Source organism: Hydrogenophaga sp. LT287 (genome assembly GCF_055702805.1).
In genome coordinates, this window is sequence record NZ_JBVPZC010000048.1 from 1 (window position 1) to 14,540 (window position 14,540).

16 protein-coding genes and 1 tRNA gene are annotated in these 14,540 nt (G+C 63.0%); 10 read left to right on the forward strand and 7 right to left on the reverse strand.

Translation table 11 applies throughout. From position 1 onward, the window contains the following. Positions 1 to 37: 37 nt before the first annotated feature. A complete protein-coding gene (locus AC0GNR_RS18490; protein WP_291330581.1) occupies positions 38 to 490 on the reverse strand; it encodes a LysR substrate-binding domain-containing protein in 453 nt (150 codons plus the stop codon). Between AC0GNR_RS18490 and AC0GNR_RS18495 the strand changes: the two genes are divergently transcribed. Then, on the forward strand, positions 489 to 1,049 hold the full coding sequence (locus tag AC0GNR_RS18495) for a fatty acid desaturase (protein WP_472902293.1): 561 nt from the start codon (positions 489 to 491) through the stop codon (positions 1,047 to 1,049). The genes AC0GNR_RS18490 and AC0GNR_RS18495 overlap by 2 nt on opposite strands. A 101-nt stretch (positions 1,050 to 1,150) precedes the next feature. Then, the gene (locus AC0GNR_RS18500; RefSeq protein WP_472902281.1) at positions 1,151 to 2,314 is read left to right on the forward strand and encodes an SLC5/6 family protein; all 1,164 of its coding nucleotides are present in this window, start codon (positions 1,151 to 1,153) and stop codon (positions 2,312 to 2,314) included. On the opposite strand, the gene argP is transcribed toward AC0GNR_RS18500, so the two are convergent. Then, positions 2,216 to 3,274, reverse strand: coding sequence for an HTH-type transcriptional regulator ArgP (gene argP / locus AC0GNR_RS18505; protein WP_472902282.1), 1,059 nt, complete (start codon positions 3,272 to 3,274; stop codon positions 2,216 to 2,218). The two genes, AC0GNR_RS18500 and argP, sit on opposite strands and share 99 nt — an antisense overlap. A 694-nt stretch (positions 3,275 to 3,968) precedes the next feature. Here argP and AC0GNR_RS18510 point away from each other — a divergent pair. Continuing rightward, positions 3,969 to 4,280, forward strand: a complete 312-nt coding sequence (locus AC0GNR_RS18510) for a hypothetical protein (RefSeq protein ID WP_428300031.1) — start codon at positions 3,969 to 3,971, stop codon at positions 4,278 to 4,280. 537 nt (positions 4,281 to 4,817) lie between these two features. Here AC0GNR_RS18510 and AC0GNR_RS18515 read toward each other — a convergent pair. Next, complete coding sequence (locus AC0GNR_RS18515) at positions 4,818 to 5,387, reverse strand: energy transducer TonB family protein (RefSeq protein ID WP_472902283.1); 570 nt, start codon at positions 5,385 to 5,387, stop codon at positions 4,818 to 4,820. Between the two features lie 385 nt (positions 5,388 to 5,772). Here AC0GNR_RS18515 and AC0GNR_RS18520 point away from each other — a divergent pair, with 385 nt between their 5' ends. The 7 genes from AC0GNR_RS18520 (at position 5,773) to AC0GNR_RS18550 (ending at position 11,225) form a co-directional block, all read left to right on the forward strand. Beyond that, positions 5,773 to 6,441 (forward strand): ArsR/SmtB family transcription factor, encoded by a 669-nt coding sequence (locus AC0GNR_RS18520; RefSeq protein WP_472902284.1) that lies wholly within the window; start codon positions 5,773 to 5,775, stop codon positions 6,439 to 6,441. Between the two features lie 22 nt (positions 6,442 to 6,463). Beyond that, positions 6,464 to 6,814 (forward strand): DsrE/DsrF/TusD sulfur relay family protein, encoded by a 351-nt coding sequence (locus AC0GNR_RS18525; protein WP_472902285.1) that lies wholly within the window; start codon positions 6,464 to 6,466, stop codon positions 6,812 to 6,814. A gap of 18 nt (positions 6,815 to 6,832) precedes the next feature. Beyond that, positions 6,833 to 8,014, forward strand: coding sequence for an MFS transporter (locus AC0GNR_RS18530; RefSeq protein WP_472902286.1), 1,182 nt, complete (start codon positions 6,833 to 6,835; stop codon positions 8,012 to 8,014). Then, positions 8,011 to 8,883, forward strand: a complete 873-nt coding sequence (locus AC0GNR_RS18535) for a sterol desaturase family protein (protein ID WP_472902287.1) — start codon at positions 8,011 to 8,013, stop codon at positions 8,881 to 8,883. The genes AC0GNR_RS18530 and AC0GNR_RS18535 overlap by 4 nt, the downstream gene beginning before the upstream one ends. A gap of 29 nt (positions 8,884 to 8,912) precedes the next feature. Beyond that, positions 8,913 to 9,647: a DUF1499 domain-containing protein gene (locus AC0GNR_RS18540; protein WP_472902288.1), complete on the forward strand. Its 735-nt coding sequence runs from the start codon at positions 8,913 to 8,915 to the stop codon at positions 9,645 to 9,647. 96 nt (positions 9,648 to 9,743) lie between these two features. Further along, positions 9,744 to 10,211, forward strand: coding sequence for a rhodanese-like domain-containing protein (locus AC0GNR_RS18545; protein WP_472902289.1), 468 nt, complete (start codon positions 9,744 to 9,746; stop codon positions 10,209 to 10,211). A 27-nt stretch (positions 10,212 to 10,238) separates the two neighbouring features. Beyond that, entirely contained in the window at positions 10,239 to 11,225 is a 987-nt protein-coding gene (locus AC0GNR_RS18550) for an MBL fold metallo-hydrolase (RefSeq protein WP_472902290.1), read from the forward strand. 609 nt (positions 11,226 to 11,834) lie between these two features. Here AC0GNR_RS18550 and AC0GNR_RS18555 read toward each other — a convergent pair. The 4 genes from AC0GNR_RS18555 to AC0GNR_RS18570 form a co-directional block, all read right to left on the reverse strand. Further along, positions 11,835 to 12,122 carry an AlpA family transcriptional regulator gene (locus tag AC0GNR_RS18555; RefSeq protein ID WP_472902291.1) on the reverse strand — a complete coding sequence of 96 codons (288 nt, stop codon included), beginning with the start codon at positions 12,120 to 12,122 and terminating at the stop codon, positions 11,835 to 11,837. Positions 12,123 to 12,371: 249 nt separating this feature from the next. Continuing rightward, positions 12,372 to 12,447, reverse strand: a tRNA-Asn gene (locus tag AC0GNR_RS18560). A gap of 55 nt (positions 12,448 to 12,502) precedes the next feature. Then, entirely contained in the window at positions 12,503 to 14,119 is a 1,617-nt protein-coding gene (locus AC0GNR_RS18565) for a TonB-dependent siderophore receptor (protein WP_472902292.1), read from the reverse strand. Positions 14,120 to 14,213: 94 nt separating this feature from the next. Further along, positions 14,214 to 14,540, reverse strand: a 327-nt coding sequence (locus AC0GNR_RS18570) for an IS66 family transposase (RefSeq protein WP_472900380.1), incomplete at its 5' end; no start/stop codon positions are given.

Sequence of the window (14,540 nt, forward strand, 5' to 3'; positions counted from 1 at the left end):
CCATGCCCCACGGCTGCATGGAATCCAAGTTCCATACCTAGGCAATTTTCTGACTTACGCTATGCGCCAAACCCAGGAAGATCGAGATCAGTGGAGCTTGATGCCGCTCCTTTCTACAGATGAAGTGCACCTGTGTCGCCATGCTGGTGTCTGAAATAGTTAACTTAACAAGGCGAGGATCCGGCCTGTAGGCTGTTTCCGCCACGACGCCTAGGCCCAGCCCCTCCGCCACCGCCTCTCGAACGGACTCGCGGCTGCCCATCTCCAGAGCCACCTGCACCTCGACGCCTCGCTCCTTTAGTTCTTGTTCAAACACGCGTCTGGTCGTCGATCCTTCCTCTCGGATGACGAACCTCTGACCCTGCAGATCACGCAGTTTGAGAGTGGCCCGTTGCGCGAGTGGGTGTTGGGTGTTGCCGAATATCACCAATCGCTGGGTACGGTAAGCCGCGCCAAATAGATCTGGGTGAGCGACGTGATTGAGCACCATGCCCACGTCTCCCTGGTTTTTCGCTCGAAGGGGGCCAACGACATGGTTCTCGAACTACCTGGACCAGGTCTTTTCTTTGAGCGCTTGGCTGTCGTCGATGGGTGGACACCTGTTTTCGCGCCAGGTTCGCGCGGCCAGTCAGCTCTACATCCTTGGGTGGTGGGTCGGGGCTGTGGCATTGATGTGGGTTGTGGCTGGCCCCGACTTCCCGATCACCTTCCTGGTGCTGTGGCTGCTGGCCAGGGCGACAGTTTTCCATCTGATCACCACTTTCCGCGAAATGTGCGATCACCTCGGTCTTCAGCCGGGCGGCGTGTTCACCTTTACGCGTGACATGACTTGCCACGGTTTCTGGCGCTGGCTGATCCACCCGCGCAACAACGGGTACCACCTCACCCATCACCTTTTGCCAGCGGTGCCGTATTACCGACTGCCCGAGGCGCACCGGTTGCTGAAAGGGCAGGAAGTCTTCAGGGATCGCGGCAAGGTCTGTTCAGCCTACTTCACCGGCGCTGATCCAGTCACTGACGCATGGCAGTTGCAAGGGCGGGCTCCATGAATAGGGCGCTGGGGAGCTTGCAGGTCGCGGTACTCCTGGTGTCAGCCAGCTATGGGATTGGGTTCCTTTTTGGGTCGGGCGAATTGGCGCTTTCCCACGGCATGGCAGGCAGCATCTATGGGGTAGCCACCGGCTTTGGCATGCTGGTGCTGGCCGTGTTCGCACGGCAGCTATGGGCGACAGGGCTTCCGGTCTGGGATCTGTTTGGCCGGGCCTACGGCAAGCAGCTTCAGGGCGTGGTGGCGTTGCTGTCATTGATCTGGATGTCGGGCGTGCTGGCTGCCCAGATTCAAGGCGGTGTTGCGGTGCTGGAGTTGCTGGGCCTTGAAAAGGCAAACAGTTACCTGGCGATCTTGTTGCTGATCTACGGCGCATCGCGATTGGACCTGCGGTTCGCATCGGCTCTGTTCGCCATGTGTCTCCTTGTGAGCGCCGCTGTCTTGGTCTACGCGCTGGTCGTCGCCAATGGCTTGGGCATCTACCTGCAGGCGATTCCCGCTTTTACCGAAGACCTGTCCACGTTCAGTCCATCCCGCGTGGTGGCCATATCTCTGGCCGTCGGCTTATTGGTCTGCACTGGTGCCGATTACCAGCAATTTGTATTGGCCGCGCGCTCACCCTTGGCCGCAGTGGGCGGCTGCGTTCTTGCAGGGCTGTTGCTCTTTGTGATCGCATTTTTGCCGTCGGCCGTGGTGGTCGCCATGCAGAGTGGTGGCCTGTTGAGCGACTTGGCGGACGCCAAGCAGGTGGTTCCCTGGGTGCTGGGTCAGGTCGCTGGGTCGGTGGGGCAGGGCGCAGCCAAGCTCATGCTCATCGCCCTGTCCGTGGCAGCGTTGGGTGCAGGCGCAGCGATCTTGCGCGCCATGACGGAAGCGTTGGCGTGTGCCGCTTCTGGGAGTCGTTCTGCGGGTCACCCGATGTTTGCGCTGATTGCCTTGGGTTTGAGCGCGTTGCTGGCTTCACGTAACCAGGGCATTGTGGACACCATGGTGTCGGTCAACGTGATCTACATCGCCAGCATCAGCGTTTGCTTTGCCACCATGGTCACTGGCATCGTCGTACCGCCGCAGCACGCAAGGTGGATCGTGGCGGTTGGTTTTGCTGCGTCAGTCGCCGTGCATCTGGCGGGCTGGTTGGGGCCGCATGGTGAAGACACCGACGTGGTGTCACTGCTGCTCGGATGCTTCTTGTCCGCTGGTACCGCCCTGTGGTTCCGCTTTTCCGCCGGAGGGTGGTCTGGCCGATTCTCCGGCTTTCGCCGTTGATGGCTCGAACCCGACCGAAGGCTCCAAGCTGTTCCTCGCCACCTTCACGATAAGGGCTGTGATGTCACTGGCCATCGGTGGTTCAAGGTCCCAGTGGTGCCAGAACAAGTCCACCATCTCTCGCTCTTCGGGGCAGACGTCCACGAGCCGTCCCGCTTCCACCAAGGGTGCCGCCTGCCAGCTGGGAATCAGGCCATAGCCAGCGCCCATGGCTACCCCTTCGAGCAAGGCGACAGGCGAGGGCAAATAGTGTCTGGAGTACCGCTCAACGGCGAACCCGAAGTGCCTTTTCAGGAAGTCGTCGTGCAGCGAGTCCTTGCGGTTGAACAACACAGCCGGTGTTGAGAGCACAGCGGGCACCGTAAGCCCGCTCGGAAAGTGCGCGTGCGCGAAGTCTGGCGTCGCGTAGCAGCGGTATTCCATAGCACCGAGGCATTCGGCCAAAAATCCATCGGCGGGTTTGGCAGAGGTCGATATGCACCCGATCACATCGCCGCGAGCCAGCAGGGCAGAGGTGTGATCCTGATCGTCAGCGATCACCTCCAAGGCCACCAGCTGACCCAACAGCAACTTCCTGAGCACTTCAGGAAACCAGGTGGCCAGGGAGTCGGCATTCACCGCAATTGCCAGGGACACGGGTGCGTGTGGCTTGGCGATTGGCGAAAGTTCTTGGAGTGCCGATCCCTCAAGGATGCGAAGGGCCTTCACATGGCGCAGCAGCACTTCACCGGCATGCGTGGCCGCCACCGGCCGTTCGCGCTTGACCAGCACGGTAGACAGAGATTCTTCCAGCGCCTTGATGCGCTGAGAGACGGCCCCGCGCGTGATGCTGAGCACGCTGGCCGCGCGGTCAAAGCTTTGCTGCTCGACCACAGTGGCAAACGTTTCCAACTGATCACGATCCAGCATATGGGGCTGCTCCGGCAGTGCCAGCAACGGCAGATTGCTGACTACGTCCATTTAGAAGGTTGCGGCGAAATCCTGTCTAGATGGCGCGGGTATCGTGCGCGTTTCAATGGTTTCCAGTCGTTTCCGTCCGTCGGAGCTTCTTGGAACGAATTGATGGCACGCGGCGTTTCACGAACCGAGATTCAGGGAGGCGAGTGCCCGCGTTGCGATCGGCCCTTCCGAAAATCTTCTCAAGGTGCCGTCCCTGAAATTTCGCCGCTCGCCGACTTGCGAACCATAGCGCTGCCGGCGCATTCGCCAAGGCCTTTCGCGGCATAAACAGCCGCCTTCCCACCACCGTTTCACTTTGGTGGGCCCCTTCCATTTATTCCACGGTGCCCAGGCGCTCGCACCTTGACGCAGCGCTGTGGGTGTCGCACGGCGACCGACGAATGCGGGGCAGGTGCGCACCTGAACAGACTCGATGATCGAGGGACGGATTCCCAATCCAGCTCCCTCGGAAATTGGAGCAGTGTTTCTTGGAGATCAGACGACACGACTTCATGGATCACTGGGCAGACCATGGACCCGCGAGCGATGAAACAACTTTTACGGTTGTTTGCCGTGTGGACTCAATCACCGGGTGGGATCTGGCACTCTTTGAACGTTTGTCGGTTGCCTTTTCATTATGGGCAAAACCGTGCTCCGAATGGACGAGAAGCACAGTGGATTGGATCTGTGAAGCATGAAGTAACTGGAGGTTGGTATGTGGCTGCTCGTTGCGCGTGAACCCCGGGCCAATGCACCGCACTGGACCGGTCGACGATGGCTGGCGGCCATCGATGCGGTGGCCTGGCCGCTGTTCTGGGTATTCCTCTTGAGCCACATCGATGCGTCCGTCGGAATCGTCGGCCCCATGGTCATTGCGTTTGCGCTCCTGGTTTCAGCAGAGCGAATCCACCGCGCGGTGTGGGTCAATCATCGTTACTGGTTCACCACCTGGCGATGGGGGCGGATTGCCGTCTCGCTGTTCGTGATCGGGGTGGTGCTGAAGCTCGCGACGGGACAGGGAGCTTGACACTGATCGAAGCAGGTCGACTGTGTCTCTGATGTACCCCAGGAGCACAGAACTCAGTTGTCGGCATGAACCTGCACCACATACCGCACACCGGTCGGCGGCTTAAGGCTGATCTCGGTCGTCCGAGTTGGACACGATGACAGCCAGCTTCCGGCTACATAGCAGTCACATGGGTTCAACAGCGCAAATGCGCGTGCAGGCAAGTTCGACTCGCGGAAGAAAACTCTGCGTAGGAGAAGCCTGCTGCTTTTACTGGCTGTGGCTGCTTGAGGGGGGCGCCGGTTTGGCTGCGCCAACAGCTGGGAACTTTGCAGCGTTTGCGCGGATGCTGCACCCTGCACGAGGAGTCGGGCCATATGTACGCAGCCTATGGCGGTGTCTACATCGGTTTGGCCACGGGCTGGTTGTAGGCGGTGGACGGCGTGCGGCCCTCGGCTTGGTACGTGGGGCTGGCGTCCACGCCGCGGGGGCGAGCATGAGGAATGCATCGTGTTCCAGCCGCGCTGAGCCAGCAGTCGGTACCGTAGGGAAGTGATCTCATCGCCCCAACGTGGGCGAGGCCCACTGTTTCTGCTGGCGTTCGTCGCTGGCGGCTTCAGCCTCGATGCTGTCTTGCGGTAGTTGCTTGAGGCATTCGGCGTAGGCCGCGGGGTCCAGCTTCTCGGCCACAGCCTGTTCCGCCACCACCTGCGGCGAGCGTCCGTCCCAGACGAAGCGGTTGCCGTGTTGCACCGGGTCGGGCTCGCAGTCGTTCTTGTAGAGCGGCGGCGCGTCGGCGGTCCAGGGGTCGAAAGTGATGGTTTTCTCAAAGATCAGGGGCTTCCCCGTGGGGGTGGGCGGCAAGCGCGGCATCTGTTCGACGGCCTTTCGGGCACGCTGTTCGACCGTTGCCGAGGTGGTCCACAGGGTGTCCAGGCGTGCCAGGCTGCCGTCGGGCGCGATCTCGATACGAAAGCGTACGGTGCCTTGATCGGGACCTTCGACAGCCGTGCCCATCATGCTGCGCACCTGCTGCCCCCAGTTGTGGCGGTAGCCCTTGCTGTTCTTGAGGGCGTATTGCGCGGCAAAAGCCCACTCCGCCGCGGAAGGCGCAGGCGGGGCGTTCATCGTGGCGGGTGGGGTTTTGGCGATAGGCGGGGTGACAGCCTTGTCCGGCATGCGCACCGACGGAACCGCTTTCGGAGGCAGTGCTTTCTGGACCGGCTCTGGCGGACGACTGACAGGAGGTTGCTGCACCACCTGCATGACAAGGACTGCTTCCTTGGCTTTGTCGGGTGGATTCTTGATCTTGAAGGGGCGGTTGACAGCCCAGGTCAACGCCAGCGCGTGCACAGCCACCACAAGAACGACGGCGAAGAGAGGTCTGTCTCTGTTGGTTTTCTGCATGAATCGCGGGGCACTGGGTGCGAGGTCGTGTCGATTGTCGGGCTGTGTACGACATTGATTCTTGTCCGTGTTGCTCTATTATTCTAAAGGTCGTTAGAATAACAGCATGAACAACCGTCAACTCAAAGACCTGCTTTACGAACAAGTCGCCCGCATCGGCAAAGCACTGGCCAGTCCCAAGCGGCTGGAGCTGCTGGAGATGCTGGCGCAAGGCGAGAAGTCGGTGGAAGCGCTCGCCGCCGAGCTGTCCATCGACATCAAGCTCGCCAGCGCCCACCTGAAAGCGCTGCGCGATGCGCGTCTGGTGACGAGTCGGCGCGAGGGCAAGTTCATCCACTACCGGCTCACCGGCTCCGATGTGGCCGGCCTGGGCGTGAAGCTGCGCGAAGTGGCCGGTGAACACCTGCTGGAACTGCGCCTGGCGCTCGACCAGATGGCTGCCAACCCTGGACAGCTCGCGCCGGTTGACCGGCAGGCGCTGATGGAGCAGGCCCGCCGCGGCGAGGTGGTGGTGATCGACGTGCGCCCGAGCGACGAATACGCCGTGGCGCACCTGCCCTATGCCCGCTCCATGCCGCTGGCCGAGGTTCAAAAACACCTGGCCTCGCTGCCGCGCGACAAAGAGATCGTCGCCTACTGCCGCGGGCCGTTTTGCCTGCTGTCCGACGAAGCCGTGGCGCTGCTGCAGGCGCGCGGCTACCGGGCACGCAAGGTGTCCGACGGCGTGAGCGAGTGGCAGGCCGCTGGGCTGCCTCTGGCGTCGCAGGCCGATTGATTTAACCAACCGAGTGTTCGACATGAGTTCTGTTCTGTTCATCCTCAACGACGCGCCTTACGGTAACGAGCGCGCCTACAACGGCCTGCGGCTGGCCGGCACGATGACAGCCAAGGAGGGCGTGCAGGTGCGCGTGTTCCTCATGGCCGATGCCGTGGGCTGCGCCAAGGCGGGCCAGAAAGTGCCCGAGGGCTACTACAACGTGCAGCTCATGCTGGGCAAGGTGCTGCGCAAAGGCGAGGTGGCGTTGTGCGGCACGTGCATGGACGCGCGAGGCCTGAGCGAGCCAGACATGGTCACTGGTGCGCAGCGCTCCACGCTGGCTCAACTGGCCGACTGGACCGCCGAGGCGGACAAGGTCCTCGTTTTCTGAATGACCCGAAAGTCCACCATGTTCCCAGGTCGTCGCAACGTACTCCTGCTGGCCGGCAGCCAGGCCCTGATGCTCTCGGCCATCGTGCTGTCGATGAGCCTGGCCGCCATCCTGGGTGCCTTGCTGGCGCCCGACAAAAGCCTCGCCACGCTGCCGGTGGCGGCGATGGTGGTGGGCACCGCCATCGCTTCGCTGCCGGCCGCCCTGCTCATGCGGCGCCTGGGTCGCCGGGCCGGTTTCCTGATGGGCGCTGGTTTGGGGGTGGCGGGCAGCGCGCTGGCCGGTTATGGCCTCTGGCAGGGTTCGTTTGTGCTGTTCGTGCTGGGGCACCTGCTGCTGGGCAGCTACCAGGGTTTCGCCAACTACTACCGCTTCGCCGCCGCCGAGGCGGTGGACGCCGCACACACCACCCGCGCGATTTCCTGGGTTGTGGCGGGCGGGGTGGTCGCTGCCTTCCTGGGGCCGCAACTGGGGCAATGGGGGCGCGACTGGTTCATCTCCGGGCCCTTCGTGGGCTCGTACCTGGCGCAGGCCGTGCTCAGTGTGTTGGCGCTGGGCTTGCTGTCGCAGGTTCGGCTCAAACCGGTTGCGTCCGTGGCCGCAGGAACGGCCCGTTCGGTGTGGGAACTGCTGTCGCAGCCCTTGCTGCTCACTTCGATCCTGGGTGCGGCAGTGGGCTACTCCGTGATGATCATGGTGATGACCGCCACGCCGCTGGCCATGCTGGGCTGCGGCCTGCCGGGGCAGAGCGTCACTCCGGTGATCCAGTGGCATGTGGTGGGCATGTTTGCGCCGTCGTTCTTCACTGGCAACCTCGTCAAACGGTTTGGTGCGCCCCGCATCATGCAGACGGGCTTTCTGCTGCTGCTAGCGCACGTGGCGGTGGCCTTGTCGGGGCTGGAGTTCCTGCACTTTGCCTCGGCGCTGGTGTTGCTCGGCGTGGGCTGGAACTTCGCCTTCGTGGGCGGCACCGCCTTGTTGACGCAGACCTACCGCCCGGCCGAACAGCTCAAGGTGCAAGCCATCAATGAGTTTCTGGTGTTCGGGCTGGTGGCGGCTTCCAGCCTGTCTGCGGGATGGCTGTACGACCGCTATGGCTGGGCCACGCTGAACCTGGCGGTGGTGCCGTTCCTGGCGCTGGCCTTGCTGGCCTCGGTCAGCACCGAGTTGAAAATCCTTCGCCTGCGGGAGCGCACATGAACTTCGAACAATGGGTGCTCGGCAACGAGCCACTGATCCGCATGGGCTTCTTCTTTGGCGTGTTCGCCCTCGTGGCCCTGTGGGAACTGGCATCCCCGCGCCGGGTGCTCCTGCTCACCCGCCGGCAACGCTGGACCGCCAACCTTGGCATCGTGTTGCTCAACACGGTGATCGTGCGCCTGGTGTTCCCGACCGCGGCGGTCGGCATGGCCGCGCTGGGTGTGGAGAAAGGCTGGGGGCTGCTGAACAACTTCGCCGTGCCGTTCTGGCTCGCGGTGCCGCTGGCCGTGGTGGCGATGGACTTCGTCATCTGGCTGCAGCACGTGATGGTGCACGCCGTGCCCGCGCTCTGGCGGCTGCACCGCGTGCACCACGCCGACCTCGACTACGACCTCACCACTGGCACACGCTTTCACCCGCTGGAGATCGTGCTCTCCATGGGCATCAAGTTCGCCACCATCACGCTGCTCGGCGCGCCGGTGCTGGCAGTGGTGGTTTTTGAGGTGCTGCTCAGCGCCTGCGCCACCTTCAACCACGGCAACATCCGCCTGCCCGCCGCGCTGGACCGCGCGCTGCGCTGGTTCCTCGTCACCCCCGACATGCACCGCGTGCACCACTCCGTGGAAGATGACGAGAGCAACTCCAACTTCGGCTTCAACCTCACCTGGTGGGACCGCCTGTTCGGTACCTACCGCGAGCAGCCGCGCGCCGGCCAGCTCGGCATGACCATCGGCATCCACGGCCACACCGATCCGCACGAGGTGGCGCGCCTGCCCGGCATGCTGGTGCTGCCCTTCAAAGGCGAAGTGACTGACTACGCCATCAACCGCCGCAACTGGTCGGCACCATCCACCGACGCCCAAGGGTGAATGGGACTGCCCCGACACCCGCGACCATCATGAAAAACGAACGCAACTCATCTTCTGTCCGTCTGCCGCTGCTGGGCCTGCTGCTCGGTCTGGCCGCCATCGGCGCCGTGCTGCTGGCCGGCGCGGGCTACCGGCAAGGCTGGTGGCACTTCCTCAAAGGCATCCAGATCGCCGAGGGCGCCGTCTATGCCGCGGCGCTGGGCCTGGTGCTGTCGCTGGCGGGTCTGTGGCGTTCGCGTCGCCAGCGGGGCGCCGTGGTGACCGGGCTGCTGGGCATGCTGCTGGCGCTGCCCGTGTTGGGCATGGCGCTGCAGTGGGAATACGCCACCCGCACCTACCCGCACATCAACGACATCAGCACCGACACCGAGAACCCGCCCGAGTTCTGGGACATGCCCAACCCGATGGCCTACCCCGGCGCAGCGGTGGCGCAGCAGCAGCGCCAGGGCTACCCCGATCTGGTGCCGCTGACGCTGCCCATGGCGCGTCCTGCCGTGTTCGAGCTGGCCCTGAAGCTGGTGCAGGAGCGCGGCTGGGAAGTGGTGGGCAATGATGCAAACGAAGGGCGCATCGAAGCAGTGGCCACCAGCCGCCTGTTCGGCTTTGCCGACGAGGTGACCATCCGCATCGCGCCGGAGGGCAGCGGGTCGCGCGTGGACATGCGTTCGCGCTCACGCCTGGGCCAGATCGACCGCGGCACCAACGCGCGGCGCATCCGCGGCTGGCTGGCCGACCTGCAGGCGCGCACCCAGAAGACTTCTTGAGCGCGCCTTACCGTGGAAACCCTCGGTAAGCAGACCGGGTCGCACGCAGACAATATCCGTTATTGCTGATAGACCGATTTCTAACTTGGAGACAACATGAAACTTCGTTCCCTGGCCTTGGCGGCCGCCACCGCCGCCGCCAGCCTGCTGCTTGCCCCCGCTGCCCACGCCGACAAACAGGCCGATGCTGTCGACGTGATGGAGGGCTACCTGGAGTTCGTCGACTACGGCGGCGGCGTGATCTTTGCCGAACAGATCCCCAAGGACGAGTGGCCGAAGATGGTGGTGATCGATGCGCGCGACGCCGGCCAGTTCGCCAAGGGCCACATCCCCGGCGCGATCAACATGGACTGGCGCCAGGTGCTGGCCAAGCGCAATGACATCCCGAAAAACAAACCGGTGCTGATCTACTGCAACACCGGCTCGCTCTCGGCTCAGGCCGGCTTCGCGCTGCGCGTGGCCGGTTGGGAGAACGTGCGCATCCTGCAGGGTGGCATGGAAGAGTGGAAGGCCAAGGGCGGTTTCGACGCGGCGGCGAAAGCCACCGCGCCGGCCAAGCACTGAAGCGACCGACCCGACCAGGAAAGCATTATGCGTTCAGCCCCCCACACCAAGGTTCAGCAGCTGTTGCAAGCGGTAGCGGCGGGCGTTGCGGCGCTGTTGCTGGCGGGTGCTCCCGCCGTGCTGGCCCAGACGGCGCCCGAGATGAAGCTGCAGAAGGTCGGCCCCCAGACCTACTACGTCGAAGGCCTGGCCGCGCTGGGCTCGCCCGCCAACCAGAACTTCATCAGCAACGCTGGCTTTGTGGTCGCGCGCGATGGCGTGGTGGTGATCGATGCACTCGGCTCGCCCGCCCTGGCGCAGCGTCTGATGGAGCAAATCGCCCGCGTCACGACCAAACCCGTCACGCATGTCCTGGTGACGCACTACCACGCGGACCACATCTACGGACTGCAGACCTTCAAGGCCAAAGGGGTGCAGATCCTTGCGCACCGTGCTGCCCTGGAGTATCTGAACTCTGAAACTGCGTTGCAGCGGCTGGAAGCCTCTCGCACCGATCTCGCACCCTGGGTGGACGCGCAGACACGGCTGGTGAACTCGGACCGCTGGATAGACGGCCCAACCACGCTGGAGCTGGCCGGCACGCGCTTCGTGATCGAGCCCGTGGGGCCGTCGCACACGCCGGAAGACCTGGCGATCTACGTGCCCAGCGAAGGCGTGCTGTTCGCGGGCGACCTCATCTTCAACGGCCGACTGCCCTTTGTGGGCAAAGCCAACAGTGCTCAGTGGATCGGTGCGCTCGACCGCCTGCTGACCTTTGATGCGAAGACCGTGGTGCCCGGCCATGGCGCGGCATCGACCGATGCCCGCAAGGACATCGGCGTGATCCGCGACTACCTGGGCTACCTGCGCAAGTCCATGGGCCAGGCCACACAGGACATGCTGCCGTTCGAGGAAGCCTACAAGGCCACCGACTGGTCGACTTTCGAGCGCATGCCGATGTTCCAGTTCGCCAACCGCATGAACGCCTACAACACCTACTTACTGATGGAGCAGGAAGGGATGAAGAAGCCCTGAGTGGCAACCTGAGCCGCCAGGCCGCTCAGACCGCTCCGTCGAAAAACAGTCGCCAGCGCCCTTGCTCCCGTGCCCAGTATTGGCGACGGTCGGCGCTGCGTGATGGCTTCGTGGTCACAGCGGTGTAGTTGACGATGGGCGCCTCGGCACCTCGGCCCCTCGCTTCCAGCGAAAGAGGGAGATCTTGGACACTCAAAGCTTGAATCGACCGTGAGAAACCTAGGCATCGAGGTGGATGATGCTCTCGAAATTTCAGAGCAGACGGAGATCTGATCAGCGTGTGGGTTGCCGACTTCTCCTGGGTGCAGGGCGGCCACCCTTTCGCGGCTGGGCGGAAACTCGCAGGATCAGTTCTCTTCACACAGGTGGGCGCAACTTGTTTGCTGCAGACTCAGCGTAAGGTGAAGACGGTCTTTGGACCAGGACCGCTGAGGGTTGAATGACCGCTTCGTTTACGACGAGCAGTCCTAGTGTGATTCTCCGCGAACTACTGAAATCGCTGCCTAGACGCCACTCAGAATACGGCTTCTCCTGCCGCGGTATGCCATCTTTGGCCTGTCCCTTGGATGGCTGTAAACCCGATGGATTTCAAGGCTGAGCTTGTTCGCATCAGTGCGATGTTGCTGGGCGTGTCTGGCTCCACACATCCAGTTCGCTGCGGCGCCAGGCCACTGCGCGCACACCGAGGCGAACCGGGCAGGGGAACTGTTGTCGGGCCATGAGCCTATAGATCGTGGATCGACCCAAGCCCGTCATTTGCATGACGGATGGCATGCGCAGGAACACGGTCGGTACCTGATCGTGTGTGTCGGATGGTGGGGCGGAGGTCTGTTGCACGGCCATTCTCCCGGTGGAGGCATGTTGGCAACTGTAGGGCACCGCAGGCAGCTTGGTCATGCTGGATTCGCCGTCAAATCTTGTGCACAAGGCTCTCACTGTCAGAACAGCGCGTTAGCCAACGAGGCTTTGACGGTTTGGACTCTGCGATGGTGCCAGCCGAAGTCTTGATGCAGCTCGCGCGCAACACATCGTGCGCGATTCTCTGGACTGCGTTCAACAGCCCAGAAACTGGCACCAGACTGGCACCAGCCAAACCCAGAAAGCAAAAAAGTCAGCAGGCGCTAACCTGCTGACTCTTGATTTACTTGGCTCCCCGACCTGGACTCGAACCAGGGACCTGCGGATTAACAGTCCGTCGCTCTACCGACTGAGCTATCAGGGAACAGCTTTGAATTATAGGGACATTTTCGCCATTTTTTCAAGTGGGCCGTAATTTTTCAGAAATTTGTCTGGAGAGACAGGCGAACGGTGCGTGGTGCGCTTGGAAACAAGTAGACGTGACCATACTGATACGGCGACTCTTTGAAAAAACGGCGATCCAGCAGGTTGTCGACTGCCAGGGTCCAGGTGGCTGGCTGGCCTTGCAGCCGCGTATCGTAGCGCAGTGAGGCGTCGATTCGTGTCCAGGAAGGGAGTTGCAACGAACCGTCGGGCAGCACGGCGCGGCGCCCTTCGTGTGACAGGTGGGCGCCCAGGTGCAGGCCGGGCACCGTGGCCAGGGCGTGGCTGATGTTGGCTCTGAGCACCCAGGTGGGTACGTTGGTGGGGCGTTGACCGTTCAGCGCGGGATCGATCACCGAGCTGCGGCGTTCGGCGTGAATCCAGGTGGCGCTGGCGTCGTAGGACCATGCGCCGCTGGTGCGGCCACCACCCAGCTCTAGCCCGCGGTGGCGGGCATTGCCGTCGATGATGCGGGTGCAGGAGTCATCCGCCTCGCACGCCGGTGCGCCACCCAACAGCAGATCACCAGACGCAGGGCGCACCATGTTGAAAAGTGTGGCATTCCAGCGCTGGCTACCGGTGTCCGATTTCAGCCCCAGTTCCCACTGACGGCTTTTGAGCGCCGGCAGCGGTTCGCCCTGGTTGGTGTAGCGTGCGCGGCCGGGCGCGACTTCGGACTCGACACCTTGCCCCCAGCTGGCGTAGGCCATCTGCGCCGCGTTGAGCTGCCAGGTGGCCGCGAGCCATGGCGTGGTGACGTTCTGGGTATAGGTGGTGGCCCGCGTTCCGTCCGTGCGCACGCTGGCGCGGTCGAGCCGCGTGTGGCGCAGGCCGAACCAGGTTTGAAGCTGCTCGTTCCAGCGGATCACGTCGGTGGCGAAGAACTCGGTGCTGCGCTCGGTGCGGTTGGTGTATGGGTCGGTGTAGTCGGCCACCGGGGCAAATGGTGGGAGTGTGAAGATGTTGCCTATGCCTACTGCATCGTTGTTGTCGGCTTGCAGCTGACCCCGGTCGGTGAAGCGGCTGGTGACCACGCCGGCGCTCACCTGGTGTTGAAGGGCGCCGGTGGTCAGTTTCCCGTTGATGCGCCACTGCGCGGCTGTGGTGTTGCGGCGTTCGTTTTCGCTGCGGTAATCGTAGAGGTCGAAGTCACCATTGGGGCAATAGCTGAAGAGGTATTCGTCGGCAACCGGGTCGTAGCAGCCATAGGGATACGCCAGCCGGTCATCGGTCTTCAGCCGCTGCGTGCCCAGCTGCGCTTGCCAGTTCCACGCGCTGTTGATGGCTTGGGTGTAGCGCAGGCTACCGCTGAAATTTTGGAACACCACGGGCTGGCTCCAAGGCTGGGTGTTGATGTTGATACGGGCATCGGCCGGGGGCAGGGCGCTTCCCAGCAGGCTCAGGCCGGGCACGCTGGCCTGGCTGCGGCGCGAAACCTCGAATTCACCTTCCAGCAGGCTGTCGGGCGATAGGCGTGCGTCGATTGCCAGCGCTACCAGGGCGCGCTGACCTTCGGTGCCGCGTGCGTGGCTGTTCAGACGCTCGCCGAGCAGGTTGAGGCGGTAGCCCACGTCGCGGTTGTCACCCAGGCGCCCGCCCAGGTCGGCATGCACCAGCGCATTGCCGGTGCTGTTGGCTTCCAGTCGCAGGCTGCGCAGCTTGTTTGTAAGCGATCAATAGACCGCACCCCTTGCACAGTTTCCTATTTCAGCCGCTGCGCCCGTTGAGACACCAGGGCAGCAAGGCCTCATAGTCCTCGACGGTCCTGGCCCGAGGAAGCGCCACCAGCAGCGAGCGCAGGTACTGGTACCCATCGACGCCGTTGACCTTGCAGGTCTCCAGCAACGAGTACAGATTGGCGCTCGCGTTGGCGCCGGCCACGGTGTCGGCAAACAACCAGTTGCGTCTTCCGATGACAAACGGACGGATCGAATTCTCACAGCCGTTGTTGTCTATGGGGTAGAGACCGTTGGTGACGAAGCGCTCCAGCTTGGCCCACTGCGAGGACAGGTAGTGCAGCGCCTTGCCCAGCAA